A 25,745-nucleotide genomic window follows, 5' to 3' on the forward strand; every position below is an offset into this window, starting at 1 on the left:
TTTGGAGCGGGCAACGAGACTCGAACTCGTGACCTCGACCTTGGCAAGGTAGCGCTCTACCAACTGAGCTATGCCCGCAAAAACCTTCAGCTGCGCCGCTATCGCAAAGACAAACTTTGTGAAGCAAGCGCGGCGCATTTTACAAAATCACTCGCTGTTTGCAAGCCTTTTATTCCGGCAAACGGAAAAAGTGCTTCTGATAGGTGACTAATTCAGCAATAGAATCCCGAATGTCGTCCAGAGCCAGGTGACTTGATGATTTATTCACCAGTTTGGTGACCGCCGGATTCCAGCGTTTGGCCAACTCTTTCACCGTACTGACGTCCAGGTTACGGTAGTGAAAAAATGACTCAAGTTTTGGTGCGTATTTCACCAGAAAACGCCGGTCCTGACCGATGCTGTTGCCGCACATCGGCGATTTACCTGATGATACATATTGCGATAAGAAGGCAATGGTTTGCTCCACGGCACTGTCTAAATCAGTCTGGCTGTCGCGACACCGCTGGGTTAACCCACTTTTGCCATGTTGTTCGACACACCAGGCGCTCATATTATCCAGAATGTCGTCCGATGTTTTGATGGCAAAAGTCGGCCCTTCCGCCAGAATATTCAGGTTGCTGTCGGTGACGATTGTCGCCATCTCCAGGATCACATCGGTGTCTGGTTCCAATCCGGTCATTTCCAGATCGATCCACACCAGATTGTTGTCATTCACTGCCATTTGCCGCCCCTTGAGCTTGATACTTTGTTAGTTTGCTGAATGCTAGTATGATACTACGCCCCGTGCCATCTGGAAAACGCCGCGCCTGTCGCCGCCGCTTCCACAGCAACAGACAGATTAAGCGTGACTAAAAAGAAACACCTGACGCAGCGCCAGAACGACCGCATCGCCGGTAACCAGCAAAAACGCCTGGACCGGCTGGCACAAAAGGCCGCCAAAGCCGACCAACAGCTGGAACAGGCCGCTTTTGCCGATGCTGAACCCGGCGTTGTCATCAGCCGTTTTGGCCAGCATGCCGATATTGAAGCCTCCGACGGCACTATCACCCGTTGTAATTTACGCCGGACTATCAGTTCTTTAGTCTGTGGCGACGCTGTGGTATTTCGCCGCACCCTGCAATCGCAAGGCACTATCGATGGTGTGGTTGAAGCCGTGCACGAACGCAAATCGGTATTAAGCCGGCCGGATTTTTACGATGGCTTAAAACCAGTGGCCGCCAATATAGACTTATTAATTATCGTCTCGGCCGTGCTGCCGGCGCTGTCACTGAACATCATCGACCGTTACCTGGTTGCTGCTGAAACCATGCAAATCAAGCCGTTGTTATTACTCAATAAAATTGATTTGCTCAGTGACTCGCAACGGGCTGACGTCGAACAACAACTCGATATTTACCGCAAAATTGGCTATGAAACGTTGCTGCTGAGCGCCAAAAGTGGCGAAGGCATGGCGCAGCTGGACCAGTATCTAAGCCAGGGCACCAGCATTTTTGTCGGCCAGTCCGGCGTCGGTAAATCATCTTTATTGAATAATCTGATGCCAGAAATCGCTGCTGTGACACAAGAGGTTTCTGATGTGTCAGGTCTTGGCCAACACACCACGACCGTGGCCCGGCTCTATCATTTACCGCAGGGTGGTCAGTTGATTGACTCGCCCGGCATCCGCGAATTTGCGCTCTGGCATTTATCTGACGATGAAGTCAGCTGGGGTTACCGCGAATTCCGCCCATGGCTCGGCCGCTGTAAATTCCGCGACTGCAAACACGGCAATGACCCGGGCTGCGCGCTGCATCACGCTGTCGACACCGGTGACATCGCCGCGGAACGTTTTGACAACTATCATAAAATCCTGCTCAGTATGGCGCAGGATAAGCCTGCTTATCTTTAATCTCACGAGGTAAAATCCCCGATGGACCAGCTTAAAATTACTCTGCAATATATTCTGCCCAAGCACCTGATTTCCCGGCTGGTCGGTTATCTGGCGGCCGCACGCCTTGGTTTTGTCAGCCATGCGCTGATGAAACTGTTTATCCGCGCTTATGGCATTAACATGGCCGAGGCCCGGTATGAGAATCCCAGTGATTACGCCAGCTTCAATGATTTCTTCACCCGGCCATTAAAAGATGGTGCCCGCCCTGTCGTGACTGATGAGCAAACACTGGCACATCCGGTTGACGGCGCCATCAGCCAGGCCGGCGCTATTGCCGGCGACCAGCTGCTGCAGGCCAAAGGTCATTTTTATACCGTTAAAGCGCTACTGGGTGGCGACGACAATACCGCAGCCGCTTTTCAGGACGGTACTTTTGCCTGTATTTATCTGGCGCCAAAAGATTATCACCGCATTCATATGCCTATCGCCGGTACCTTACGAGAAATGATTTATGTACCCGGCGAATTATTTTCGGTCAATCCGCTGACGGCAGCGAATGTGCCAGGTTTATTTGCCCGGAACGAGCGCGTTGTAACGATTTTTGATACGGCCGCAGGCCCGATGGCCTTAGTGCTGGTTGGCGCGACCATTGTTGCCAGTATCGAAACAGTCTGGGCCGGTACTGTTACACCACCAACCGGCAGCGAAGTGTTCCGCTGGCAATATCCGGCAGAAGGGCCAAATGCGGTTCATCTGGAAAAAGGTGCCGAAATGGGCCGCTTTAAGCTCGGCTCCACTGTAGTGTTAACTTTTGCCAAAGATGCTGTGGAATTGTTGCCAACCAATTTCCCTGGTGCAGTGACCCGAATGGGCACTGCCTTTGCCACTAAACTGAACTAATCAGCACAGCTGTTTTGCAGGAACACGGATGAAAATCTTTGCACATCGTGGTGTCAGTGGTCACTTTCCGGAAAATACGCTGCCAGCCTTTGCGGCAGCGCTCCAAACCGGCTGTCACGGCATTGAACTTGATGTGTTTCTGCATTGTGAGGAGTTAGTGGTGATCCATGACCGGCAAGTCGACCGCACCACCAACGGCAAAGGCCTGCTGGACGATTTTACGCCGGCCAAGCTCTTTGCGCTTGATGCCGGCAACAGCCAGCCTATCCCGACTTTATGGCAAGTGTTACAGTTGTGTGCTAACCGGCTGGAAATCAATATAGAACTGAAAGGGCATGACACTGTCCCTGCTTTAGTCGTGTTACTACGCCGGGCACAGGCAGAACTCACGCTGCGTCTGGATTCAGTACTGGTCTCATCTTTCCATCATCCGCTGTTACAACAACTGAAGGCATTGTTGCCGGAGATCCGCATTGGGGTGTTGATCGCCCACTACCCGCTCGATGGCGTGCAGCTGGCGCTGCAACTCAAAGCGGTATCACTCAATTGTGATCGTGGTTTTGTTGACACTAAGCTGGTCGAACAGGCGCATCAGGCCGGGATTGAATTGTATGTGTATACGGTCAACCATCAGCGCGAGCTGCTGACATTGCGGGATATGGGTGTGGATGGTGTCTTTTGTAATTATCCTGCAGAAGCGCAGGAATGGTTAAAATAAAAACTGCAACAACCTGAACGCCGGCTCAGTGACTTTCGCAGCTATGGCACTGATTACAAAGCCTGATATTAAGCACATGGGCCAGCACCACAAAAGCAGCACCAACAATTAATACGTAATGTTCATATTCGTGCCCAAGCAAATCTTTTTGCCAGTAGATAAAACCACCCAAAAATAACGAATAAAACGGATACAACTTGCGGTGATAGCGGTGGAAGCCAGCAAACAGAGTAATAAACCCCAGCACCATGGTGATCAGCAGAATAATGCGTTCGAACGCATGGTTGTGCACCGACGTCAGCCCGAGCAGCGGCAGTACAGGTAACAATACCGGCAGCATAATGCAGTGGATGGCACATAAAGATGTGACTGCGATCCCTACTTTATCCAGCATGTTACGGATGTTGTCGAACATAAGTGCCCCCAAGCGAAACTGAAGTGAGATGATATAACAAATCCGCTCATTTATGAATGCCTGTGAAGAAAAAGTCTTGTTGTACTGCTGTGTGGCCTGCTGTGGCATAATTGCTATTTTTCAGCACGAGAATTGCTATGGAACAACTACTGACCCAACTGGACCAAAACCTAAAAGAGCTGTATCGCAAAGCCGTTGATGCAGATGCAGTACTCGATGATTTGCAACAACAAGGACATGGCAAATATCAACACATTTTCCCGGCCGGTTTATTTCAGGTACAAAGCAACAGATTTCTGCCTTATTTGGCTGAAACCGCTGAGCAAATTTCTGCTATTCGTCAGACCCAGCAATTTAATACTGCAACCCTGGAAAATATCGTCAAACAATTACAACAACTGCATCTGACGCTGGCTGAATTTCGCACAGCACTGACAAAATAACTATACTGTTTATCGGAGAGTGGCTCTGAACCCGATCAGGGGGGGAGGTAGTGATGGTGACAACCAGCAATGTGATATCGCAGGAGGCGCTGCGCTCAGTTGCATTGTCCAAAGCCGGTATTGAACGCCCTCGTATTGACACCTCTCAACAGCGCCAGCAGGTGGTGCAACAGGCTGAACTCAGTCAGCAGCAAAACACGCTCAATGCCCTGCCGGAGAAAACTGCAACAGAACAACAAAGCGACAGTGTCAGGGTCAGCAGCACTCTTGGTAAGGCAGCCAGCAGTGGCTTATTAACCCGGGATGAAGCCCTCGCCATCTATCAGAAAATCGCCAATATGTTATGAACTTCTGGTCTGGGCGATGACTGACTGGCGCCGCATAAACGATAAAAGACGCACACAGGCGTCTTTTATCGTTTATATACAGGCTATACAGCTCAGGGTTTTGCCAGTTTTGGCGTTAAGGTTTTCTGAAACCAATTCTTCAGCATCTGCTTTTCATAAACAAACTCGGTGCTGCCAAGTCCTATTGGCGATGAGTTCATAAAGCCCATATCTTTGATTTTGACATCCTGTTCAGCCAGAACCAATCTACCAGTGCTGTCGAGCAGCTGATAATCAAAGGTCATTCTGGGAAAATAAATTTCTTTCACGACACGGATATCACTGTGGTCAATCCGATACATAGGGTTGACGTCACCGGCTAAATCAAGGTCTTTCACAGTCACCAGCAAACTGTGACCGGCCGGCAGTTTCGCTGCGAGGTCCGTCCAGATTTTATCAAAAGCGCTAATCACCCGTTTTTGATAAGCTTTTTTTGTGCCTGAAGACGGCCGGATATCACTGTATTTCTCCGGATTCTGCCAATTCACTTTCACCGTGGTGGTTTGCTGAGAGGCCCATGCATTTGTCGTCAACAGGACACCTAACAGTATCGGTAACATGGTTTTCATAGCTCTGCTCCTGTAAAAACGTTTTTGACCTGAGTTGCCTGCCAGCTTTTATCTGGCAGTACTTCAGATGCACTCACTATATCGCGATTAACACAATGTTACAGTACTGAAATGTCAGAAGCTGTGGCGTTCTGTAATTCAGCTTTACCTGATTTTGACATTTACTTTATCGGTCAGGTTTCGTCTTTAACGGTAAATAGAACAGCTGCCATTCAGTTTGCACACCCGAGAGCTGCTGTAACTGCGATTCCAGCTGCATCAGTTCAGCGATAGTGCCACTGACCGACAAAACCCCGTCAGTTATTGGTTTCACTGTAAAGTCAGACTTCATTTTCAATCGTTTGTGCAGTTCGTCTGCCGATCTGACACCAGACACTACCAATTGGTTGGTCAGATGCACCTGCTGAAAATTTTGCAGGTCCGTTAACAACCAATAATGAGGATGACGTTGTAATAAGCGGTATTTGCCACCGTTGATGTAAACATAGGCTGCCTGCTGTTGTACTAGGCCTTTTACCGCAACAATGGGCTTCTGCTCGTGCGCCTGACACCCAGCCATTGGCAGCAATAATAAACACCAAATCATGCCCTTAAAACGGTTACTGAAGATTTTCATCTATACCCTCTTACGCTGACCTCTGGGTCAGTCGTCCCGAAAATTCAACTTTATATCCGGATCGCATAAAACTTCCATTGCCAAAAGATTAACCATGGAGTTATAACAGCCACTGCTCGACCTATAATTTTTAACATAATAATTTCAAGGAACATGAATGAATAACTTCAAACTCTCTGCAATTGCGGTGGTTGTAAGCTCTGCGCTCGCGCTGCCAGCTCAATCCGCATTTGCTGATTCGCTGCAACAAATGGCTGCAGCAGAAACACAATCAATGTCCGCGGTTCAGCAACAACCAACAGTTTCCGGCATGACCAATCATGTTGATGTCCAGACTGGTGAAACAACTTTCAGCTGGGCGCCGACAGGGCTCGCAAAACCCAATATCGCTGCTGTAGCCCCCGAATATCAAATCGAATTTGCTGCCACTCATTATCTGAACGCATTGACCGGTGCAGCTGAAAAAGGTGCGTTAGTGCAATTAAAACCGGTTCTCGCACATTCATATCAGTCGGAAGACGGTGTAAAAACAGCCAAGTTCCGTCAGCAATTCATGGGCATCGACGTTTTCAACAAAGAATATAACATTCTGATGGATGCCGAATTTAATCTGGTGGCAGGCTCTGGCCGCCTGGCAAATGTCGCAGCAGCAAAAACTGCACTGGCAGCAAATGCTCAGTTTGCTTATGCCGACGACGCCGTCAAAGCCGCATTTGCCGCCTCTGGTGGTGACGGCTCTCAGCTGTCACTGACAGAAACCACAGAAGAAAATGGTTTTGCCGTATTTAGCGTGAATAATGCTGAAAACAGCAAAAAAGTATTGGGTACGCCACGGGTAAAACCGGTGTATTTTGAGAAAAAAGGCAAGCTGATCGCCGCGCAGTACGTTGAGATTGAAACCAGCAACCACAACGATACTGACTCTGATTATTTTGCTTATGTCATCGCCGGTGATACCGGTGAAGTTTTATTCAAAAACAATCTCAAAGCCCATGCCGGTGAGTTCGAATATCGCGTCTATGCAAACGCTGATGGTCGCCCTTGGGATGGCCCGCATGGTAACGTAGTCCCGGCTGAATCGGCAGATCAGGTTGACGCCACTGCTTATCTGGCTGCGCCATTGGTTAAAGTGGCCCATGGACCTATCAAATCTAAAGATCTGTGGCTGAAAAGCGATGCCACCATCACTTCAGGTAACAACGTATTTGCTTATGTTGATGCGATAGCACCAAACGGTTTTACCACAGGTGACTTTGCTGCCGAAACCACGGGTCCGCTGGTATTTGATTATAAATACCGCACCAGTGAAGCAGAATCTTCGGTGAACAACCGCAAAGCGGCGATCGTCAATCTGTTCTATATGAACAACTATCTGCATGATCAGTTCTATGACTATGGTTTTGACGAAAAAGCAGGTAATGCGCAGCTGGTAAACTATGGCCGTGGTGGTGTCGAAGGTGACCCAATCATGGCTGAAGTGCAGGATAACTCTGGCTTCGACAACGCCAATATGTCTACCCCGGCAGATGGTCGCTCACCACGGATGCAAATGTATCTGTGGGCCAGTAAAGATGCTGTGTTTGGCAAAGATTTGGGTATCACGGCAAAAACTGAGGACGGCACGGCACTGACGCTGACAGCAATGCAGGGCGCCAGTTTTGGTCCCGGTCAATTTAACGCTGAAGGCCAGGCGGTCACTTTTGTCGATACCGCAACACCAACCCGTGATGGCTGTACAGCCGCAGCCACACCGGCGGATGTTGCCGGCAAAATTGCCATTATTGACCGTGGCACCTGTAATTTCACCGTAAAAGTGAAAAATGCGCAATTAGCAGGCGCCATCGGTGTCGTCATTGTCAACAATGCCGCTGCCGGCTTGCCGGGTATGGGCGGTGCTGACGCGTCCGTCACAATCCCGAGTGTCGGTATTTCTCAGGCTGAAGGCAAAGCCATTTACGATGCCATCGCTGCCGGTAAAGTTGTAAACATCAAGATGTTCAACAACAGACCGTTTAAGGACAGCTCCTGGGATAACGCCATTGTCTCCCACGAATGGGGTCACTACATCAGTAACCGCCTGGTCGGTAACGGTAATGGTCTTTATAACAATCAGGGCCGCTCAATGGGCGAAGGTTGGGGCGATTTCCACGCACTGCTGATGGTATCAGATGCTTCGGATCTGAAACTGGCTGGTAATGATAAATTGCAGCGTGCTTACGCTGCGATCAGCTACGTCGATTCTTTCTATTACGGTATCCGTTCATTCCCGAACGGCAATAGCTTAGAAATCAACCCACGGACCTTTAAGCATATTGGCCTGGGTGATCCGGCGAAATACTTCACAGTACAAGACCCTGACACAGGCGCGGCGCAGGTCCACTCTGCCGGTTCTGTCTGGGCACAGATGCTGTGGCAGAGCTTTGTGAATCTGGTGAACCACCATAAAGATTACGACAAAGCCAAAGACCGGATGATGAGTTACCTGGTGAACGGCTACAAACTCACGCCTGTAGGTCCAACTTACACTGAAGCGCGTGATGCAATTCTGGCTGCCGCTTATGCCAAAGATCCGGAAGATTACAAAGTGATCCTCAAAGCCTTTGCCGACCGCGGTATGGGCCTGGGTGCAGTCGCACCACACCGTGATGACCCGCAACATACCGGCGTTGTGGAATCATTCAAAACGGAACTGAGCACTTTTGACGTCACAGCACACAAGCTGGACAAAACCTTCACTGATGCCACTACTGGTTTCTGTACTAATAACAGCACGCTGGACAACGGTGAGACGGCCACAGTGCAGTTTAATGTGACCAACAAAGGCTCGGCCGTTCTGAAAGACCTGAAAGGTAAAATTGAGGTAACCAGTGGTCATCAGGTGACCTTCGCCAACGGCGGTGCTATCACGCTGCCAGAACTGAAAGTAATGTCATCGGCTACTACAACACCGCTGTCATTTAAGCTCGAAGGTGCCAAACCAGGTGATGTGCTGCAACTGAAACTTTCGTTCCCGGAAGTTGACGAAGCTATTGTTACCAGCGAATACAGTCTGTCTGAGCGGGTGAATCTGGCATTTGCCACAGTCGCACCGTCAAACATGCAAAGCACGGATAACATGGAAACGCTGGCTACGCTGAATAATTTCAGTGAAAAAGTGCTGGTGGGCGGCGATCTGGCAAAAGACAGCCGTCAACTGGACCCAACCTATGCTGCGTTTTTTGCAAGCCAGGGCCACCCGGTTGGTAAGCAGTATATGCATATTGCCAACAATGGTTTTACCTCTGACGTGGTATATGAAACCAAAGCATTCACCGTCGGTTATGCCGGTGATTTTACAATGAGTTTCTGGCATTACTATGAATTCGAAGAAGCCTATGACGGTGGTGTAGTCGAAATCAGCATCAACGGTTCGGCCTGGACTGATGTCACTAAAGTTATCAGAAGTGCAGCAAACCAACCGGTACAGTATGCGGGTTTCAGCAGTCAGGGTTATACCTCAGCGCTGGCAGAGTTACTGCCAGGCCGGAAAGCCTTCACCGGCATCATGGATGCTGACCCGGTCGAGGGTTCAACTACTTTTGGCCGTACCGAAACGATCAATTTTGGTGCTGCACTGAACGGCAATGAAGTGAAATTCCGCTTCCGCGCCGTTTCTGATTCAAATACAAATGAATCAGGCTGGTACATTGACAACGTACAGTTCAACAATATCACGACACCGGTGTTCCATTCGGTCGTAGCCGGCGATTCAGTGGCTTGTGATAACCGTGCACCGTTGTTGTCTGGTGTGAAAGCCAGTGTTGCTGAGCTGAACGAAGGTGGCAGTTTCACGCTGACTGCAGCTGCAACAGACCGTGATGCAGCTGACAAACTGTCCTTCAGCTGGAAACAATTAAGCGGTACTGCAGCGACGCTGACGAACGCAACCACTGCAACGGCTTCAGTGACAGCACCGTCGATTGCATCAGGCTCTGAAAATCTGGTGTTTGAAGTAGCAGTTACCGACGGCACCGCAACCACTAAATCGACAGTGACAGTGAAAGTGAACGACGTGCCGGCGCCGGAAGTTATCACTCCGACCAAGAAAAGCGGTGGTGGTAGCATGAACTGGTTTGCCCTGCTGTTAGCACCTTTAGCGCTGTTACGTCGCCGTAGCAAATAATACGGTTTTAGAAGTATCAGTAGTAAAAGCACCACACTAAACTGTGGTGCTTTTTTTGCGAACCTGCAAATAACCTGGTAACCGCAGTGCGCCCGAAATAATGCTGTCGGCATTGCAAAAACAACAAACCCGGCGGTTGCCGGGTTTGTCTTTTGCAAGAAATGGTGCTGCAGATTAAGCAGCAGCAGGCATCACATCATGCCGCCCATTCCGCCCATGCCGCCCATGTCTGGCATGGCTGGCGCATCTTTCTTCGGCAGCTCAGTCACCATGGCTTCAGTGGTGATCATCAGCGAACCAACAGATGCCGCGAACTGCAGCGCAGAACGGGTTACTTTGGTTGGGTCCAGGATACCCATTTCCAGCATGTCGCCGTACACACCGGTCGCCGCGTTGTAACCGTAGTTACCGGCACCGTTTTTCACGTTGTTGACGACTACTGACGGCTCTTCACCGGCGTTGTCGACGATTTGACGCAGCGGTGCTTCCATCGCGCGCAGCGCAATTTTGATACCGTGGTTCTGGTCTTCGTTGATACCACGCAGCTCAGACAGTTTGGCAGCAACGCGCACCAGCGCTACACCACCGCCTGGGACCACGCCTTCTTCAACGGCAGCACGGGTGGCGTGCAGCGCGTCTTCAACGCGGGCTTTCTTCTCTTTCATTTCGATTTCAGTGGAAGCACCAACTTTGATAACCGCAACACCACCGGCCAGTTTTGCCAGACGTTCCTGCAGTTTCTCTTTGTCGTAATCAGAAGTGGCATCTTCCACTTGCTGACGGATTTGTTTGACGCGGGCGTCAATCGCTTCCTGGCTACCAGCACCGTCGATGATGGTGGTGTTATCTTTAGTGATAACAACGCGTTTAGCAGTACCTAAATCTTCCAGCGTGGCTTTTTCCAGCTCCAGGCCGATTTCTTCAGAAATCACTACACCGCCGGTTAATACGGCGATGTCCTGCAGCATGGCTTTACGACGGTCACCAAAACCTGGTGCTTTCACCGCAGATACTTTGACGATACCGCGCATGTTGTTCACAACCAGAGTCGCTAAGGCTTCGCCTTCTAAATCTTCGGCGATGATCAGCAGCGGCTTGCCAGACTTGGCCACGCCTTCCAGTACTGGTAACAGTTCACGGATGTTGCTGATTTTCTTATCAACAGTCAGGATGAATGGGTTATCGAGTTCAACCTGACCGGCTTCGGCGTTGTTGATGAAATATGGTGACAGGTAACCACGGTCAAACTGCATGCCTTCAACCACAGCCAGTTCGTTCGCCAGGCCCTGGCCTTCTTCAACGGTGATGACGCCTTCTTTACCAACTTTGTCCATTGCATCCGCAATGATTTGGCCGATTTCGTCATCAGAGTTTGCAGAAATAGTACCAACCTGGGCGATAGCTTTTGAATCAGTGCAAGGCTGAGACAGCGCTTTTAATTCAGCTACGGCAGCAATCACGGCTTTATCGATACCGCGTTTTAAATCCATTGGATTCATACCGGCAGCAACAGCTTTGACGCCTTCGTTGATGATGTTTTGCGCCAGTACTGTCGCAGTGGTAGTACCGTCACCGGCTTCATCATTGGCTTTAGAAGCAACTTCTTTCACCATCTGCGCGCCCATGTTTTCGAACTTGTCTTCCAGCTCGATTTCCTTGGCAACAGATACACCGTCTTTAGTGATCAACGGCGCGCCAAATGATTTATCCAGAATCACATTGCGGCCTTTCGGGCCTAAAGTAACGCGAACGGCATTAGCCAGAATATTCACGCCTTTTAACATCTTATTGCGGGCTTCATCGCCAAAACGTACGTCTTTTGCAGCCATTTTCTAATTACCTCAAATCAATTCAATGCGTGGGAAAAGTTATCACCGAACAATTATTCGGTGATGATGCCAAGGATGTTGTCTTCTTTGGTGATCACGTATTCCTGACCGTCGATTTTCTCAGTGCGTTCGACATAAGCACCGAAAATGACTTTGTCACCCACTTTCACTTCCAGTGGACGCACGCTGCCGTTTTCCAGAATACGGCCATTGCCGACTGCAACCACTTCACCGCGGGTCGACTTCTCAGCAGATGCGCCTGTCAGCACGATACCACCGGCTGATTTGCTCTCGGCTTCCAGACGCTTGATGATGACGCGATCATGTAATGGACGAATATTCATGTGTAAAGCTCCTGAACATGTTTTGTGGATTTAATCCCGCGAGCGGGGTTAAAAAATTTTGTAACCGGGATATGGGGTAAACCCGGAAAAAAACCAAGGGTATCGACCGAAGATTTTTTTCATGGTCGCTTTGAGACTTTTTGGGAAGAAGCCAAACACAGAAAAATAAGTGCATAAAATCAGCGCACTGAAAGAAAGTGCCGGCTGCTCCGGTCTGGTGTCGGCTGGTGTGATTGCGCTACAGTAGCGCCAACTGTTGGCGACCAGAACTTTACCGGAGTCACCGAATGTCCGCGTCACTACAATTAGTGTTATGTAACTGTCCGGACAACGCCAGTGCTCACCGCATCGCAGCAGAGTTGCTGCATTTGCGCCAGGCCGCTTGCGTTAATCTGCTACCGGCAATCACGTCGATGTATCACTGGCAAGGGCAGCTCGAAACCGCAACAGAGACGATGCTGCTGATCAAAGCGCCGCCTCTGTTGTTTGAGGCCATCTGCCAGACCATTTGCCGCTTACATCCGTATAGCGTGCCGGAAATTATTGCTATCCCGGTCAGCCAGGGCTTTTTGCCTTACCTGGATTGGGTCAATGAGGAATGCTCACCGAATGAATAACCGCCCTTCTTTCTTCACAGCGCTCTACGCCTTATTACTGTCGGTCTGTTTGCCACTGCAAGCCGCAGAGCCAGTAGCAGCCAGCCAAAACCCGTTACCGGCGCAGAATATTCTGGCTGCTTTGCAAAAACCGCAGTTTTTACCGGTCGATCAGGCCTTTGCGCTGGATTTCGCGCAAAGCGGCGAATCAGTGCGCATCAGCTTTCAAATTGCCGATGGCTATTACCTGTACAAACATAAGCTGAAAATCGCCGGTGTGGCGGTGAATTTCAGCAATCCAACATTACCGGCCGGTTTACCGCATGAAGATGAGTATTTTGGCAAAACCGAAATTTACCGCCATCAGCTGGTATTTGACGTCAAACTGGCCAATATCGATGCGGATGCCAAATTAAAAGTTCGTTACCAGGGCTGCGCCGATGCTGGCCTGTGTTACCCGGTGGAAACCCGCGAGATCCCACTGATTAGCACAGCCAAGCCGGACAGCAGCGCCGCAGCATCGGCTGAAACCACAGCAAAATCTGCAGCTTCGGTCACAACAGCCGCGCCGGTCTCCAGCCAGATTGGTTTGGCTGAGCGCTTAAGCAGTGATAAAAGCCTGCTGACTTTAGGCCTGTTTTTCCTGCTGGGCTTAGGCCTGGCCTTCACGCCGTGCGTGTTTCCGATGTACCCGATTTTGACCAGTATTATTGTGGGTCAGGGCCAGCAGTTGAGCAACGGCCGGGCGTTTCGTTTATCTTTTGCCTATGTGCAGGGCATGGCACTGACCTACTCGGCTTTAGGCTTAGTAGTCGCCAGCGCTGGTGTGAAGTTTCAGGCTGCCTTTCAGCATCCGGCGGTGTTAATCGGCATGAGTCTGCTGTTTGTGCTGCTGGCCGGCGCGATGTTTGGTTGGATTAACCTGCAATTACCGTCCCGCTGGACGGAAAAACTCACCGCCACCAGCAACCGCCAGCAGGGCGGTTCCGTTAAAGGCGCACTGGTAATGGGCGCTTTATCTGGCCTGGTTGCTTCGCCTTGCACCACAGCGCCTTTGACCGGCGTGCTGTTGTATATCGCACAAAGCGGTGACTTGGCTTATGGCGCACTGGTGCTGTATATCCTGAGCCTCGGCATGGGCCTGCCGTTATTAATCCTTGGCAGCAGCGGGGGCAAATGGCTGCCAAAACCCGGCGCCTGGATGGATGTCATTAAAGCGATTTTTGGTTTCCTGCTGTTATCAGTGCCGTTGATGCTGTTATCGCGCATTGTTGCCGCAGAAGTGCTGTTAGTGTTGGGGTCTTTGTTAGCGCTGGGCTTTGCACTTTACTTGCAGCAAGTACAGCAACTACTGAAAACTGCCATGGCGAAAAGCTTATGCTGGTTGATTGCCACGATGCTGGTTTGTGCTGTGATGCTGGCGAATTATCAACAATGGCTGGCCCCGGCTGTGCAAACTCAATCTGCTGCAATCAGTACCGCTGAAAGTCAGGCGGGCCAGTTTATCGACATTAAAACGCTGGCTGATTTGAACGCACAATTGGCAGAAGCCAAAGCGCAAAACCAATATGTGATGCTGGATTTGTTCGCCGAGTGGTGTGTCGCCTGCAAAGAGTTTGAGCACATCACATTTGCTGACGCCGGCGTCAAAACCGAAATGGCGAAAATCCGCTTATTACGTATCGATGTGACCAAAGCCACTGAACAAGATCAGCAGGTTTTGGACAAGTTTCAGGTGCTGGGTTTACCAACTTTATTGTTTTTTGCACCGAACGGCAGCGAATTAACGACATCCCGCATCACTGGTTTTATGGGGCCAGCTGAGTTCAAAGCGCATCTTATCCAGCTGCAGCAATAAGGCTGCAGCACCCGACTGGCGTGGTTTGTGAAACTGCTCAGACCACGCAACACCAAGGCTGAACCGCCCTTTACAACAACAGCGGCGAAAAGTTCCCATCTGCTGATAAGACCAGTATTTTGCTGCCATTTGCTGCGATTTCACTATAATGAGGCGCAAATCTGCAAATGCCGGCCAGATTTCAGCTGAAAAAGATTGTTTTTTCGCCGACCTTTGGCAGGATGGAAGCAGATCCAGAATTATCAACGGAATAATCGACAAATGACTGCCAAATTACGGATTTTGCTGTTAAACGGTCCGAACCTGAATATGCTGGGGCAACGCGAGCCACATATTTATGGCGCGCAAACGCTGACACAGATTGTCAGCGATCTGCAGCAAACTGCCGCGTCGATGCAGGTGGAATTGTCTCATCTGCAGTCGAACGCTGAGCACGAACTGGTGGGAGCTATCCAACAGTGCCTGGGCCAGCAGGATTTTATCATTATCAATCCGGGCGCTTTCACCCACACCAGTGTCGCCATCCGCGACGCCTTACTGGCGGTGGCCGTGCCATTTATTGAAGTGCATTTGTCGAATGTTCACGCCCGCGAAGCATTTCGCCGGCATTCATATTTATCCGATATCGCAAAGGGTGTGATCTGTGGTCTGGGTGCAAACGGTTACCGTTATGCCCTCGACGCAGCGGTCAAAACGTTGACCAGCTCGCCCGCTAACCCGTAAATTCCAACCAAGTCAGGCGCAAACGTCATGGATATTAGAAAAATTAAAAAACTGATCGAACTTCTGGAAGAATCCGGCATTAACGAGCTGGAAATCACCGAAGGTGAAGAATCTGTGCGCATCAGCCGTGGTGGCCCGGTCCAGCAATATGCGCCGGTACACTACACTGCAGCACCAGCTGCAGCACCTGCACCAGCCGCCGCAGTGCCAGCAGCTGCACCAGCCGCGGCAGCAGCTCCGGCTGTGACCGGTCATCAACTGCGTTCACCGATGGTCGGTACTTTCTACCGTGCCGCTTCACCAACGTCGAAGAACTTCGCCGAAGTCGGTCAAAGCGTTAAAGTCGGCGATACCCTGTGTATCGTTGAAGCGATGAAAATGATGAACCAGATCCAGGCAGACAAAGCCGGTACTATCACGGCCATTCTGGTAGAAAACGGCGAGCCGGTTGAATTTGACCAGCCTTTATTTGTGATCGAATAACCGAAAAGGCCGACACATGTTAGAAAAAGTGCTGATAGCCAACCGGGGTGAAATTGCGCTGCGTATTTTGCGCGCCTGCAAAGAACTCGGGATTAAAACTGTCGCGGTGCATTCCACCGTCGACCGTAACCTCAAGCATGTGCTGCTGGCGGACGAGACCATCTGTATTGGCCCTGCCCCATCACCACAAAGCTACCTGAATATTCCGGCATTAATCGCCGCTGCCGAAGTTACCAACGCCCAGGCCATTCACCCTGGTTATGGTTTCCTCGCTGAGCGTGCGGATTTTGCCCAGCAAGTCGAAGAAAGCGGTCTGGTCTTTATTGGCCCGCGCCCGGAATCCATCAGCCTGATGGGTGACAAAGTCTCAGCCATCGAAGCGATGAAAAAAGCCGGTGTACCTTGTGTGCCGGGTTCTGACGGCGCAGTCGGTGACGACGCAGACACTAACAAAGCCATCGCCAAACGCATCGGCTACCCAATCATCGTTAAAGCTGCCGGTGGCGGTGGTGGTCGCGGTATGCGGGTGGTGCGTAGTGAAGACGAGCTGGTGTCATCGATTGAGATGACCAAAGCCGAAGCCAAAGCCGCTTTTGGTAATGACATGGTCTACATGGAGAAATTCCTCGAAAACCCACGTCATATCGAAATTCAGGTCTTAGCCGATGGTCAGGGCAAAGCCATTCACTTAGGTGAGCGTGACTGTTCGATGCAGCGCCGCCACCAGAAAGTGGTTGAAGAAGCGCCGGCACCTGGTATTACGCAGGAACAGCGTGACTTTATCGGTGGCCGTTGTGTGCAGGCTTGTATCGACCTGAACTATCGCGGTGCCGGTACTTTTGAATTCCTTTATGAAAACGGTGAATTCTTCTTTATCGAGATGAACACCCGTATCCAGGTGGAACACCCGGTCACTGAGATGATCACCGGCGTGGATTTGATTAAAGAGCAGTTACGTATTGCCTCTGGCATGCCGCTGTCGATTAAACAGTCCGACATCGTCATTCGCGGCCATGCCGTGGAATGCCGCATCAACGCGGAAGATCCAAAAACCTTTATTCCGTCGCCAGGCACTATTACCCGTTTCCACCCGCCAGGTGGCAATGGTGTGCGCTGGGATTCGCATATCTATGCCGATTACACAGTGCCGCCAAACTACGATTCGATGGTCGGTAAGCTCATCACTTACGGTGAAAACCGCGCTATTGCTATTGCGCGGATGCGTAATGCGCTGGGCGAGCTGCTGGTCGGTGGTATCAAAACCAATATTGATCTGCACAAAGAGATTATGACGGATGCCAACTTTAATCAGGGCGGCACTAACATTCATTATCTTGAGCACAAACTTGGCATGAAATAAGTCGGATTTGCTCTGACTTTTTGCAAACAAAGGCGCCAGACGGCGCCTTTACTTTGTCCACGGCAGGGCGGCACTCCGCAAAGGCTGGGAGCAGTTTGTGCCGGTTGCCATAGGAGCCCAATGGCGTTAAGACAAAACCTTGACTGTCCTGTTATAATCCGCCGCTTTGACAGCTGCCGGAAATCGCTATGCCCTGGATCCAACTGCGCGTAAACACCACTGAAAAACATGCTGAGACTGTCAGCGACATGCTGATGAGCTGGGGCGCCCAAGCCGTCAGCTTTGTTGACGCGCAGGACACACCGATTTACGAGCCGATGCCCGGCGAAGTGATTTACTGGGCCAATACTGTGGTGGTTGGCCTGTTTGATGCCGAGCATCCGATGGATAAAGTGATCCGCAAGCTCGAACAGGTCAGTCTGTTTAAACAGGGTGTGCAGTACAAACTAGAGCAGCTGGAAGACAAAGACTGGGAGCGCGAATGGATGGATAACTTCCACCCCATTCGCTTCGGCAACCGTTTGTGGGTCTGCCCAAGCTGGCGGGACATTCCGGATCCAAGTGCCGTCAATGTGATGCTGGACCCGGGCCTCGCTTTTGGCACCGGCACTCACCCCACCACAGCGCTTTGTATGGAATGGCTGGATGCACAGAACCTCAGCGACAGTCTGGTGGTCGATTTTGGCTGTGGTTCCGGCATTTTAGGTATCGCGGCGCTGAAACTTGGCGCCAAACGCGTGGTCGGGATCGACATTGACCCGCAGGCGATTGAAGCCAGCACCGCCAATGCGGCGCGTAATGATGTCGCCGGCCAGATTGAATTGTATTTACCGAAAGATCAACCCAAGTTGGCCGCAGATGTGGTGGTGGCGAATATCCTCGCCGGCCCGTTGGCGGAACTCAGTCAAATCATCAGCGCCTATGTCCGCCCAGGTGGTTTACTGGCGTTATCCGGTATTCTGGAAAGCCAGGCGCAATCGGTGATAGATGCCTACAGCGCAGAATTTGACTTTGACCCTGTCGCTGTCAAAGACGAATGGGTGCGTTTAAGTGCCAAGAAACGAATCTTGCAGGCCGATTAGAAACCATATTTGATCTTTGAGTGGCACTGAACAGCCATTTTTCCCGTTTGGTCGCACCAGGTAACAAATAGCATTTGCAGTCATCATGAAATGTTATAGTATAACATTTGTGAGTTGTTACAGCAGGCACATACAGCTCTGAAATCCAAAAACCATGTTCCTGGGATTTTCGCCTGTGGCACTCGAATATTCGGGTGCCTTTTTTATTTCCGAAACACAGGACAGGTTCCGATTACGAAACTTTTTGCGCAGAACATTGTTGATTTCATCCATAAGCATGTGGTGGCATTTTGCACAGCTTCACAATTATCCAGCGTAAATCTTCGCGCCAGACCGCATTCTTATTTCCGATAAGTCTAGTTTTCAGCCGTTTAGCGATTGTCAACCCGCCAACCCCCGATAAATTTATATTTTTGTTTAAATATTAGCCTTTGCATTGTGAGCAAAAATCCGTAAACTTAGCGCCCCTTGAGGGTAGAGCCCAGAGACAGAGCGGTGCGCATCGGTCCTTATCAACTTGACAACAATGTGATTTGTGCCCCGATGGCCGGTGTAACGGATTTCACTTTTCGTGAGCTGTGCCGCCGGTTTGGTGCCGGTTTAGCTGTATCAGAAATGATGTCCAGCAACCCTTTGGTCTGGCAAAGCGAAAAGTCATTGAAACGGATGTCACATGCAGATGAAACCGGCTTACGGTCGGTGCAGATTGCAGGTGCAGATCCGCAGCAGATGGCAGAAGCTGCCCAGTTTAACGTCGAACATGGCGCCCAGATTATCGACATCAATATGGGTTGTCCGGCGAAGAAAGTGAATAAGAAGCTGGCTGGTTCGGCACTGTTACAGTACCCGGAATTGGTAGAGCAGATTATTCAGGCAGTGGTCGGCGCAGTGGATGTGCCGGTAACACTGAAAATCCGCACAGGCTGGGACCCGGAACACAAAAACGGCGTCCAGATTGCGCGGCTTGCCGAAGACAACGGCATTCAGGCCTTAGCGGTGCATGGCCGCACCAAAGCCTGTATGTATAAAGGTGAAGCCGAATACGACACTATCCGCGCGATTAAGCAGGCGGTGTCCATTCCGGTGGTAGCCAACGGTGATATCACCAGTGCACAAAAAGCCCGGTTTGTGCTCGATTATACCGGTGCCGACGCCATTATGATTGGCCGTGCGGCACAGGGCCGGCCCTGGATTTTCCGGGAAGTGGTGCACTATCTGACCACAGGACAAGAACTTCCGCCGCCTGCATTGCAGGAAGTGCGGCAGATTTTGCTGGAACATGTCCGCGGTCTGCATCAGCTTTATGGTGATGTGTTAGGTCCAAGAATCGCCCGCAAACATGTGGGATGGTATCTGGCCGAACAAGACAGCGCAGGACTGTTTCGCAGTGAATTTAATGGCATTGAGGACGCGTTACAGCAAATCGATGCTTTAAATCAGTATTTCGAACAACTAGCAGCAACCTAACGTAAAAGAGACTAGGCAATGTTTAATCAAAACGTGACTTCGCCATTTATCACCAACGCCCATGTACAGACTCAGGAAAAACCGCAGCCTTTAAGTAACGCGGTACAAAAAGCGGTGGCGAATTACCTGCAACAGCTGAACGGTCAGGACGTTAACGACCTGTACGAGCTGGTCCTGTCAGAGCTGGAACGCCCTCTGCTGGAAGAAGTGATGAAATACACCCGCGGCAACCAGACCCGGGCCGCCAACCTGATGGGCATCAACCGCGGCACGCTGCGCAAGAAGCTGAAACAATACGGCATGAGTTAATGCCCCCGCGGGAGGAGTCCCGCCAGAAAGCACCTTCGGGTGCTTTTTTGTTTCTGAAAGCCAGGTTCTTGCTGCAACCTGCTTTCAGAGGACAAGCCAGGTTTCCCCGACTATTCTTCTGCAACCCCTGGCTGTCCCGACCCGGATTTTTATTTAACAGAAGAGACTGACGATGAGCTCAAATTTACCCATCCGCCGCGCCTTGTTAAGTGTGTCTGACAAAACCGGCATCCTGGAATTTGCCAAAGCTTTACATGCACAGGGCGTTGAACTGCTGTCGACTGGTGGCACCGCAAAATTACTGGCTGATGCCGGTATTCCGGTCACTGAAGTGTCTGACTACACTGGTCACCCGGAAATCATGGACGGCCGTGTGAAGACCCTGCACCCCAAAGTACACGGCGGCATTTTAGGCCGTCGCGGCACTGACGAAGGCGTGATGACGACTCACAACATCAAGCCTATCGATTTAGTTGTGGTGAACCTGTATCCGTTTGCGCAAACTGTGGCCAAAGCCGGTTGCACACTGGAAGATGCGGTTGAGAACATCGACATCGGTGGCCCGACTATGGTGCGCGCTGCAGCGAAAAACCACAAAGACGTGACTATTGTGGTGAACGCTGCTGACTACAACAAAGTACTGGCGGAAATGGCTGCCAACAATGGCGCCACCACCCATGCCACCCGTTTCAGTCTGGCGATCAGTGCTTATGAGCACACAGCCCAGTACGACGGCATGATCGCGAACTATTTTGGCACTATGCTAAGCGCTTACGACACGCCAGAAGCTGCACCAAGCAAGTTCCCACGAACCTTTAACGCCCAGTTCACCAAAAAACAAGACCTGCGTTATGGCGAAAACAGCCATCAGGCGGCGGCATTTTATGTCGAAAACAGCATTCAGGAAGCATCTGTCGCAAGCGCGACGCAGCTGCAGGGCAAAGAGCTGTCTTACAACAATATCGCCGATACGGATGCAGCACTGGAATGTGTGAAAGAATTCGCCGAACCAGCCTGTGTTATCGTCAAACACGCTAACCCCTGTGGTGTGGCGATTGGCGACGATATTCTGGCCGCATACAACCGCGCTTATCAGACCGACCCGACTTCTGCCTTTGGCGGCATCATCGCTTTTAACCGCGAACTGGATGCAACGACTGCCGAAGCGATTGTCAGCCGTCAGTTTGTTGAAGTCATTATCGCGCCAACTGCCACTGCAGAAGCTGCGGCAGTCGTGGCGAAAAAGCCAAACGTGCGCCTGCTGGTTTGTGGCCAGTGGTCAGACAAAACCACGGGTTTTGACATCAAACGCGTCAACGGCGGTGTGTTAGTGCAGGACCGTGACCAGAAAATGGTTAGTTTGGACGATTTAAAAGTCGTAACCAAACGTCAGCCATCCGCAGAAGAACTGCGCGACCTGCTGTTCTGCTGGAAAGTAGCCAAGTACGTCAAATCTAACGCTATCGTGTACGCGAAAGATTCAATGACTATTGGGGTCGGCGCCGGTCAGATGAGCCGCGTCTACAGTGCCAAAATCGCCGGCATTAAAGCCGCCGACGAAAATCTGGAAGTCAAAGGCTCAGTGATGGCGTCTGATGCCTTCTTCCCGTTCCGCGATGGTATTGACGCCGCTGCTGCAGCCGGCATCAAAGCCGTGATCCAGCCAGGTGGCTCTATGCGCGATGCTGAAGTGATTGCTGCGGCAGACGAGCACGGCATGACCATGGTCTTTACTGGTGTGCGGCATTTCCGTCATTAAACTCGGATTAGTCCTGGATTGATGCAGAATAACGGCAGCTTCGGCTGCCGTTTTTTTTACTCGCTGCCTTGCAAAAGGTGGTCGCAGAAGTTGGTAGCGACAGGCGCCGGACTTTTCGCTAACTTAAGCCATGGCTTCGCAGTACCGGAGGAAAAACAACGCATGCACGATATCCGTTTTCCGCTGTTATTGGTCTACGCCGGCAGCGACGAATTGCTGGCGCTGCGAGATCTGCAGACATTACAGCAATTTTTAGCGCAGCCACAGCTGTTGGTCTACGGCGCAGATACATTGATCGACAGCGCAGGCAAGCAGTGGTTTTTTGACGCTGAACACAGACTGAGCGAGACCGGGCGTATCTGGTTACTGCCCGAACTGACGCTTCTGGTGCAACGGCACTTTTTTGCGCAGAACCAATGCTGCGTCAGTAAAATCGCTGCTGCTGATATAGCGGCGCTGATAGCCTTAGTGCAGCTGGATGCAGAAGCCAACGCATAGAGAAAAGCGGGGCAAATCTTAAATCCAGGCGTAAGTAGCAACAAACTACTCTGCCGCAATAGAAATGACAGTAAAATCAGCCTTTAAATCCAGCTTAAATTAAAAAACTGTAAATTCTATCTATATGTTTTTATTGATAAATAAAAATTTATCACGATAAATAATGAATTATTGATTGAAATCTTAGCCTAACGCCTGCATTTTTAATGTAATGATCATTTTCTGCCAAGTTCAGAGCCAGTACAGGAGCCCTTCATGGACGCTACCACCATCAACCATTTATTCCTGTTGGGTGCAGTCCTTGTCGCCGCCGCCATCATGATGAGCTCAGTGGCCAGTAAAATCGGCGTGCCTATTCTGGTCATTTTCCTGGCTGTCGGTATGTTTGCCGGTGTCGATGGCCCCGGCGGCATCGTGTTTAACGACTACTCGATGGCTTATCTGGTCGGCAACCTGGCGCTGGCCGTGATCCTGCTTGATGGCGGCATGCGCACCAATGTCAAAAGCTTCCGTGTCGCATTAGGACCCAGTCTGTCGCTGGCAACGGTTGGCGTGGTGATCACGGCGGGTCTTACCGGCCTTGCCGCGGCCTGGTTATTTGATTTAACCACGCTCGAAGGCTTGCTGATTGGCGCAATCGTCGGTTCGACCGATGCCGCCGTGGTATTTAATTTATTGAATGGCAAAGGCCTGAACGAGCGGGTTGGCGCCACGCTGGAAATAGAGTCCGGCAGTAACGACCCGATGGCGATGTTTTTAACTGTCACGCTAATTTCGATGCTGGCCGCCGGCCAGACCCAGTTCGAATGGAAAGTGATTGTCAGTCTGTTCCAGCAATTTGGCGCCGGCATCCTGCTGGGCCTCGCCGGCGGTTGGGTGCTGTTGAAACTCATCAACACCATTCATATCGCTGACGGCCTTTATCCGTTACTGGCAGTCAGTGGCGGCCTGTTTCTGTACGCGGTGTCCGGCTCGGTTGGCGGCAGCGGTATTTTAAGTGTTTATGTTTGTGGTCTGGTGCTGGGTAATCAGCCAATCCGCAACCGCCATGGCATTTTGCATATGTTTGATGGCCTGGCCTGGCTCAGTCAAATCGGTATGTTCCTGGTACTCGGCCTGCTGCTGACGCCAAGCGAATTGCTGCCCATCGCAGTGCCGGCGCTGTTGTTATCGCTGTGGATGATCCTGTTTGCCCGGCCGCTGTCAGTGTTTATTGGCCTATTGCCGTTTAAAAGTTTTACGCTGCGCGAGCGCACTTTTATTTCCTGGGTTGGTTTGCGTGGCGCGGTGCCGGTCATTTTAGCGGTGTTTCCGTTGATGGCTGGTTTGCCCAATGCTCAGCTGTTTTTTAATGTGGCGTTTTTTATCGTGTTGGTGTCGCTGCTGTTACAAGGCACCACGCTGGGGTTCTTCGCGAAAAAAGCGCATGTCGTGGTGCCGCCAATGCCATCCCCCATTTCCCGTGCCGGCATTGAGGTTGAACTGACCAGCCAATGGGAAATGTTTGTCTATAAACTGAACCCGGACAAATGGTGTATTGGCAGCGAATTAAAGCAACTGAACATGCCGGAGAATACCCGCATCGTCGCTTTGTTCCGCGACAATCAGCTGTTGCACCCGTCCGGCAGTAGTAAGCTGATGGCAGGTGATGTGCTTTGTATCATTGGTCACGACGCCGATTTACCGGTGTTAGGCCGGATGTTCAGCGAAACGCCACAGCGTAACTTTGACTTCGAGTTTTTCGGCGATTTTATGCTGGATGGTGCTGCGCGGCTGGAAGATCTAGCTATGTTCTACGCGCTGGATTTATCCACCTGCGGCGATGCGGTCACCTTATCTGATCACCTCGGCAAAAAGCTCGGCGGCAAACCTGTAGTCGGCGATACTTTGCAATGGTCAGGCATGAGCTGGATAGTGGCAGAGCTTGACGGTCAGCAAATCCGCAAAGTAGGCGTGAAAGTGCCTGAGCAGGCAGAATAGCCCTCTGCGCAGCAGGCCGTCCGCTGCGCAAAATTGCTTTACTTTTACCGCCCAGCGGCTACAATACGCGCCGCTCTTTTGACTGTTCTTTATACAATAAGGTATTCACCCTATGCATCCGATGTTAAACATCGCTGTTCGTGCTGCGCGTGGCGCAGGCAATATCATCGCCCGGGCTTGTGGTCAGCTTGACATGGTTCAGACCAGCCAGAAAGGCACAAACGACTTTGTCACCAACGTCGACAAAGAAGCAGAACAGGCCATAGTGCAAATCCTGCGTAAATCCTACCCCACTCATGACATCATCGGTGAAGAAGGCGGCGATTACGGCAGCTTCAATAGTGAATACCAATGGATCATCGACCCGCTCGATGGTACCGCCAACTTCATCAAAGGTATCCCCCACTTCGCCGTCTCAATCGCGCTGCGCCACAATGGCAAGCTCGATCAGGCCGTGATTTATGATCCGCTGCGTGGCGAAGTCTTCACTGCCAGCCGTGGTGGTGGTGCCCAGTTAAACGGCCGCCGTATCCGCGTCACCAACGCCACTGACTTAAGCGGCACTATCCTGGCGACCGGGTTCCCGTTTAAACAAAAACATCAGCTGGACGCTTACACCGAAACCTTTAAAACCTTCTTCACCACTGCTGCGGACATCCGCCGTACTGGTTCAGCTGCGCTGGATTTAGCTTATGTCGCTGCAGGCCGTTTAGACGGTTTCTGGGAAATCGGCTTAAAGCCTTGGGATATCGCTGCAGGCGAACTGATTGTGCGCGAAGCCGGTGGCCTGGTCAGCGATTTCGTTGGCGGCAATAACCAGCTGAAAAGCGGCAATGTCGTTGCCGGTAACCCGAAAGTGCTGGCTGCCATGTTAAAAGGTATGCGCCCGCATTTACCTGAATCGCTGATGCGCTAAGCAGCACCATAAAAAACGCCGGCATTTGCCGGCGTTGTTGTTTTTAAAGCAGCTTAATCCTGCACCACCGGCAAACCGGCATTGACCCAAGCCGTGTAACCCCCGGCCAGACTCAGCACATCGCTGTAGCCCATCTGCTGTAATGCATCCGCTGCTAAAGCTGAACGAAAACCGCCGCCGCAATACAGGATTAAAGTTTGTTGTTTATCCTGCACTTTGCTTTCAATATCGCGTTCAATAACGCCTTTGCCTATATGCATCGCCTGCGGTAAATGGCCTTTTTGCCATTCCAGGTCTTCGCGCACATCAATCAGTACACAAGGCGCCTGATGCGCATTGTATTGCTCAATGGTGATTTCCCGCACCCGACTTTTCGCTGCATCCACCATGGCAAGGAAACCGGCATTATGTTGTTTAGTCATGAATGACTCCTTCAAATACTTCGCTTGCAAAATGTTGTCC

Annotated in this window: 25 protein-coding genes and 1 tRNA gene; 18 read left to right on the forward strand and 8 right to left on the reverse strand. The window is 51.0% G+C overall.

All coding sequences use genetic code 11. The features are described from left to right. Window positions 1-2: 2 nt before the first annotated feature. Together Q399_RS0111575 and orn are read right to left on the reverse strand one after the other, a co-directional pair. Window positions 3-78 (reverse strand) — tRNA-Gly (locus tag Q399_RS0111575). A 91-nt stretch (window positions 79-169) separates the two neighbouring features. Continuing rightward, window positions 170-721, reverse strand: a complete 552-nt coding sequence (gene orn / locus Q399_RS0111580; RefSeq protein WP_031568617.1) for an oligoribonuclease — start codon at window positions 719-721, stop codon at window positions 170-172. 123 nt (window positions 722-844) lie between these two features. On the opposite strand from orn, the gene rsgA reads away from it, so the two are divergent. The 3 genes from rsgA to Q399_RS0111595 are packed head-to-tail and all read left to right on the forward strand — an operon-like array spanning window position 845 to window position 3,488. Continuing rightward, window positions 845-1,888: a small ribosomal subunit biogenesis GTPase RsgA gene (gene rsgA, locus Q399_RS0111585; protein WP_031568619.1), complete on the forward strand. Its 1,044-nt coding sequence runs from the start codon at window positions 845-847 to the stop codon at window positions 1,886-1,888. Window positions 1,889-1,909: 21 nt separating this feature from the next. Next, window positions 1,910-2,770, forward strand: a complete 861-nt coding sequence (gene asd / locus Q399_RS0111590; protein ID WP_031568622.1) for an archaetidylserine decarboxylase — start codon at window positions 1,910-1,912, stop codon at window positions 2,768-2,770. Between the two features lie 28 nt (window positions 2,771-2,798). Beyond that, window positions 2,799-3,488, forward strand: coding sequence for a glycerophosphodiester phosphodiesterase (locus tag Q399_RS0111595; protein WP_031568624.1), 690 nt, complete (start codon window positions 2,799-2,801; stop codon window positions 3,486-3,488). A gap of 25 nt (window positions 3,489-3,513) precedes the next feature. On the opposite strand, the gene Q399_RS0111600 is transcribed toward Q399_RS0111595, so the two are convergent. Next, the gene (locus Q399_RS0111600) at window positions 3,514-3,903 is read right to left on the reverse strand and encodes a MerC domain-containing protein (protein WP_031568626.1); all 390 of its coding nucleotides are present in this window, start codon (window positions 3,901-3,903) and stop codon (window positions 3,514-3,516) included. 137 nt (window positions 3,904-4,040) lie between these two features. Between Q399_RS0111600 and Q399_RS0111605 the strand changes: the two genes are divergently transcribed. Continuing rightward, window positions 4,041-4,346, forward strand: a complete 306-nt coding sequence (locus Q399_RS0111605) for a primosomal replication protein PriC (RefSeq protein WP_031568628.1) — start codon at window positions 4,041-4,043, stop codon at window positions 4,344-4,346. A gap of 53 nt (window positions 4,347-4,399) precedes the next feature. Further along, entirely contained in the window at window positions 4,400-4,693 is a 294-nt protein-coding gene (locus Q399_RS0111610) for a hypothetical protein (protein WP_031568631.1), read from the forward strand. Between the two features lie 92 nt (window positions 4,694-4,785). On the opposite strand, the gene Q399_RS0111615 is transcribed toward Q399_RS0111610, so the two are convergent. Further along, window positions 4,786-5,301, reverse strand: coding sequence for a DUF3016 domain-containing protein (locus tag Q399_RS0111615; protein WP_031568633.1), 516 nt, complete (start codon window positions 5,299-5,301; stop codon window positions 4,786-4,788). 166 nt (window positions 5,302-5,467) lie between these two features. Next, a complete protein-coding gene (locus Q399_RS0111620) occupies window positions 5,468-5,917 on the reverse strand; it encodes a hypothetical protein (protein WP_031568636.1) in 450 nt (149 codons plus the stop codon). A 157-nt stretch (window positions 5,918-6,074) separates the two neighbouring features. Here Q399_RS0111620 and Q399_RS0111625 point away from each other — a divergent pair, with 157 nt between their 5' ends. Next, window positions 6,075-10,079: a rhombosortase-dependent M36 family metallopeptidase gene (locus Q399_RS0111625; RefSeq protein WP_031568638.1), complete on the forward strand. Its 4,005-nt coding sequence runs from the start codon at window positions 6,075-6,077 to the stop codon at window positions 10,077-10,079. A gap of 191 nt (window positions 10,080-10,270) precedes the next feature. On the opposite strand, the gene groL is transcribed toward Q399_RS0111625, so the two are convergent. Beyond that, a complete protein-coding gene (gene groL / locus Q399_RS0111630; protein WP_031568641.1) occupies window positions 10,271-11,908 on the reverse strand; it encodes a chaperonin GroEL in 1,638 nt (545 codons plus the stop codon). Between the two features lie 53 nt (window positions 11,909-11,961). Further along, complete coding sequence (locus tag Q399_RS0111635; RefSeq protein ID WP_031568643.1) at window positions 11,962-12,252, reverse strand: co-chaperone GroES; 291 nt, start codon at window positions 12,250-12,252, stop codon at window positions 11,962-11,964. Between the two features lie 287 nt (window positions 12,253-12,539). Here Q399_RS0111635 and cutA point away from each other — a divergent pair, with 287 nt between their 5' ends. The 12 genes from cutA to suhB all read left to right on the forward strand — a co-directional run bounded on the left by cutA (window position 12,540) and on the right by suhB (window position 25,283). Beyond that, window positions 12,540-12,869, forward strand: a complete 330-nt coding sequence (gene cutA, locus Q399_RS0111645) for a divalent-cation tolerance protein CutA (protein WP_031568646.1) — start codon at window positions 12,540-12,542, stop codon at window positions 12,867-12,869. After that, entirely contained in the window at window positions 12,862-14,706 is a 1,845-nt protein-coding gene (locus Q399_RS0111650) for a protein-disulfide reductase DsbD (RefSeq protein ID WP_031568648.1), read from the forward strand. Before cutA ends, Q399_RS0111650 begins: the two co-directional genes overlap by 8 nt. A 261-nt stretch (window positions 14,707-14,967) precedes the next feature. After that, on the forward strand, window positions 14,968-15,429 hold the full coding sequence (gene aroQ / locus Q399_RS0111660) for a type II 3-dehydroquinate dehydratase (protein ID WP_031568650.1): 462 nt from the start codon (window positions 14,968-14,970) through the stop codon (window positions 15,427-15,429). Between the two features lie 27 nt (window positions 15,430-15,456). Next, the gene (gene accB, locus Q399_RS0111665) at window positions 15,457-15,912 is read left to right on the forward strand and encodes an acetyl-CoA carboxylase biotin carboxyl carrier protein (RefSeq protein WP_031568651.1); all 456 of its coding nucleotides are present in this window, start codon (window positions 15,457-15,459) and stop codon (window positions 15,910-15,912) included. Between the two features lie 16 nt (window positions 15,913-15,928). Beyond that, window positions 15,929-17,272, forward strand: a complete 1,344-nt coding sequence (gene accC, locus Q399_RS0111670; protein WP_031568652.1) for an acetyl-CoA carboxylase biotin carboxylase subunit — start codon at window positions 15,929-15,931, stop codon at window positions 17,270-17,272. A gap of 188 nt (window positions 17,273-17,460) precedes the next feature. Beyond that, complete coding sequence (gene prmA, locus Q399_RS0111675) at window positions 17,461-18,354, forward strand: 50S ribosomal protein L11 methyltransferase (RefSeq protein WP_031568653.1); 894 nt, start codon at window positions 17,461-17,463, stop codon at window positions 18,352-18,354. 495 nt (window positions 18,355-18,849) lie between these two features. Next, window positions 18,850-19,821: a tRNA dihydrouridine synthase DusB gene (gene dusB, locus Q399_RS0111680; RefSeq protein WP_031568654.1), complete on the forward strand. Its 972-nt coding sequence runs from the start codon at window positions 18,850-18,852 to the stop codon at window positions 19,819-19,821. 18 nt (window positions 19,822-19,839) lie between these two features. Continuing rightward, entirely contained in the window at window positions 19,840-20,130 is a 291-nt protein-coding gene (fis, locus tag Q399_RS0111685; protein WP_031568655.1) for a DNA-binding transcriptional regulator Fis, read from the forward strand. Window positions 20,131-20,302: 172 nt separating this feature from the next. After that, a complete protein-coding gene (gene purH, locus Q399_RS0111690; RefSeq protein WP_031568656.1) occupies window positions 20,303-21,889 on the forward strand; it encodes a bifunctional phosphoribosylaminoimidazolecarboxamide formyltransferase/IMP cyclohydrolase in 1,587 nt (528 codons plus the stop codon). A 162-nt stretch (window positions 21,890-22,051) separates the two neighbouring features. Further along, window positions 22,052-22,387 carry a DUF4144 family protein gene (locus Q399_RS0111695; RefSeq protein ID WP_157836284.1) on the forward strand — a complete coding sequence of 112 codons (336 nt, stop codon included), beginning with the start codon at window positions 22,052-22,054 and terminating at the stop codon, window positions 22,385-22,387. Window positions 22,388-22,642: 255 nt separating this feature from the next. Then, window positions 22,643-24,367: a potassium/proton antiporter gene (locus tag Q399_RS0111700; RefSeq protein WP_031568660.1), complete on the forward strand. Its 1,725-nt coding sequence runs from the start codon at window positions 22,643-22,645 to the stop codon at window positions 24,365-24,367. A 112-nt stretch (window positions 24,368-24,479) separates the two neighbouring features. Then, a complete protein-coding gene (gene suhB, locus Q399_RS0111705; protein WP_031568663.1) occupies window positions 24,480-25,283 on the forward strand; it encodes an inositol-1-monophosphatase in 804 nt (267 codons plus the stop codon). Between the two features lie 53 nt (window positions 25,284-25,336). On the opposite strand, the gene Q399_RS0111710 is transcribed toward suhB, so the two are convergent. Beyond that, window positions 25,337-25,705: a rhodanese-like domain-containing protein gene (locus tag Q399_RS0111710; protein WP_031568665.1), complete on the reverse strand. Its 369-nt coding sequence runs from the start codon at window positions 25,703-25,705 to the stop codon at window positions 25,337-25,339. Window positions 25,706-25,745: the final 40 nt, after the last annotated feature.

Source organism: Rheinheimera texasensis DSM 17496 (assembly GCF_000711985.1).
Lineage (GTDB): Bacteria > Pseudomonadota > Gammaproteobacteria > Enterobacterales > Alteromonadaceae > Pararheinheimera > Pararheinheimera texasensis.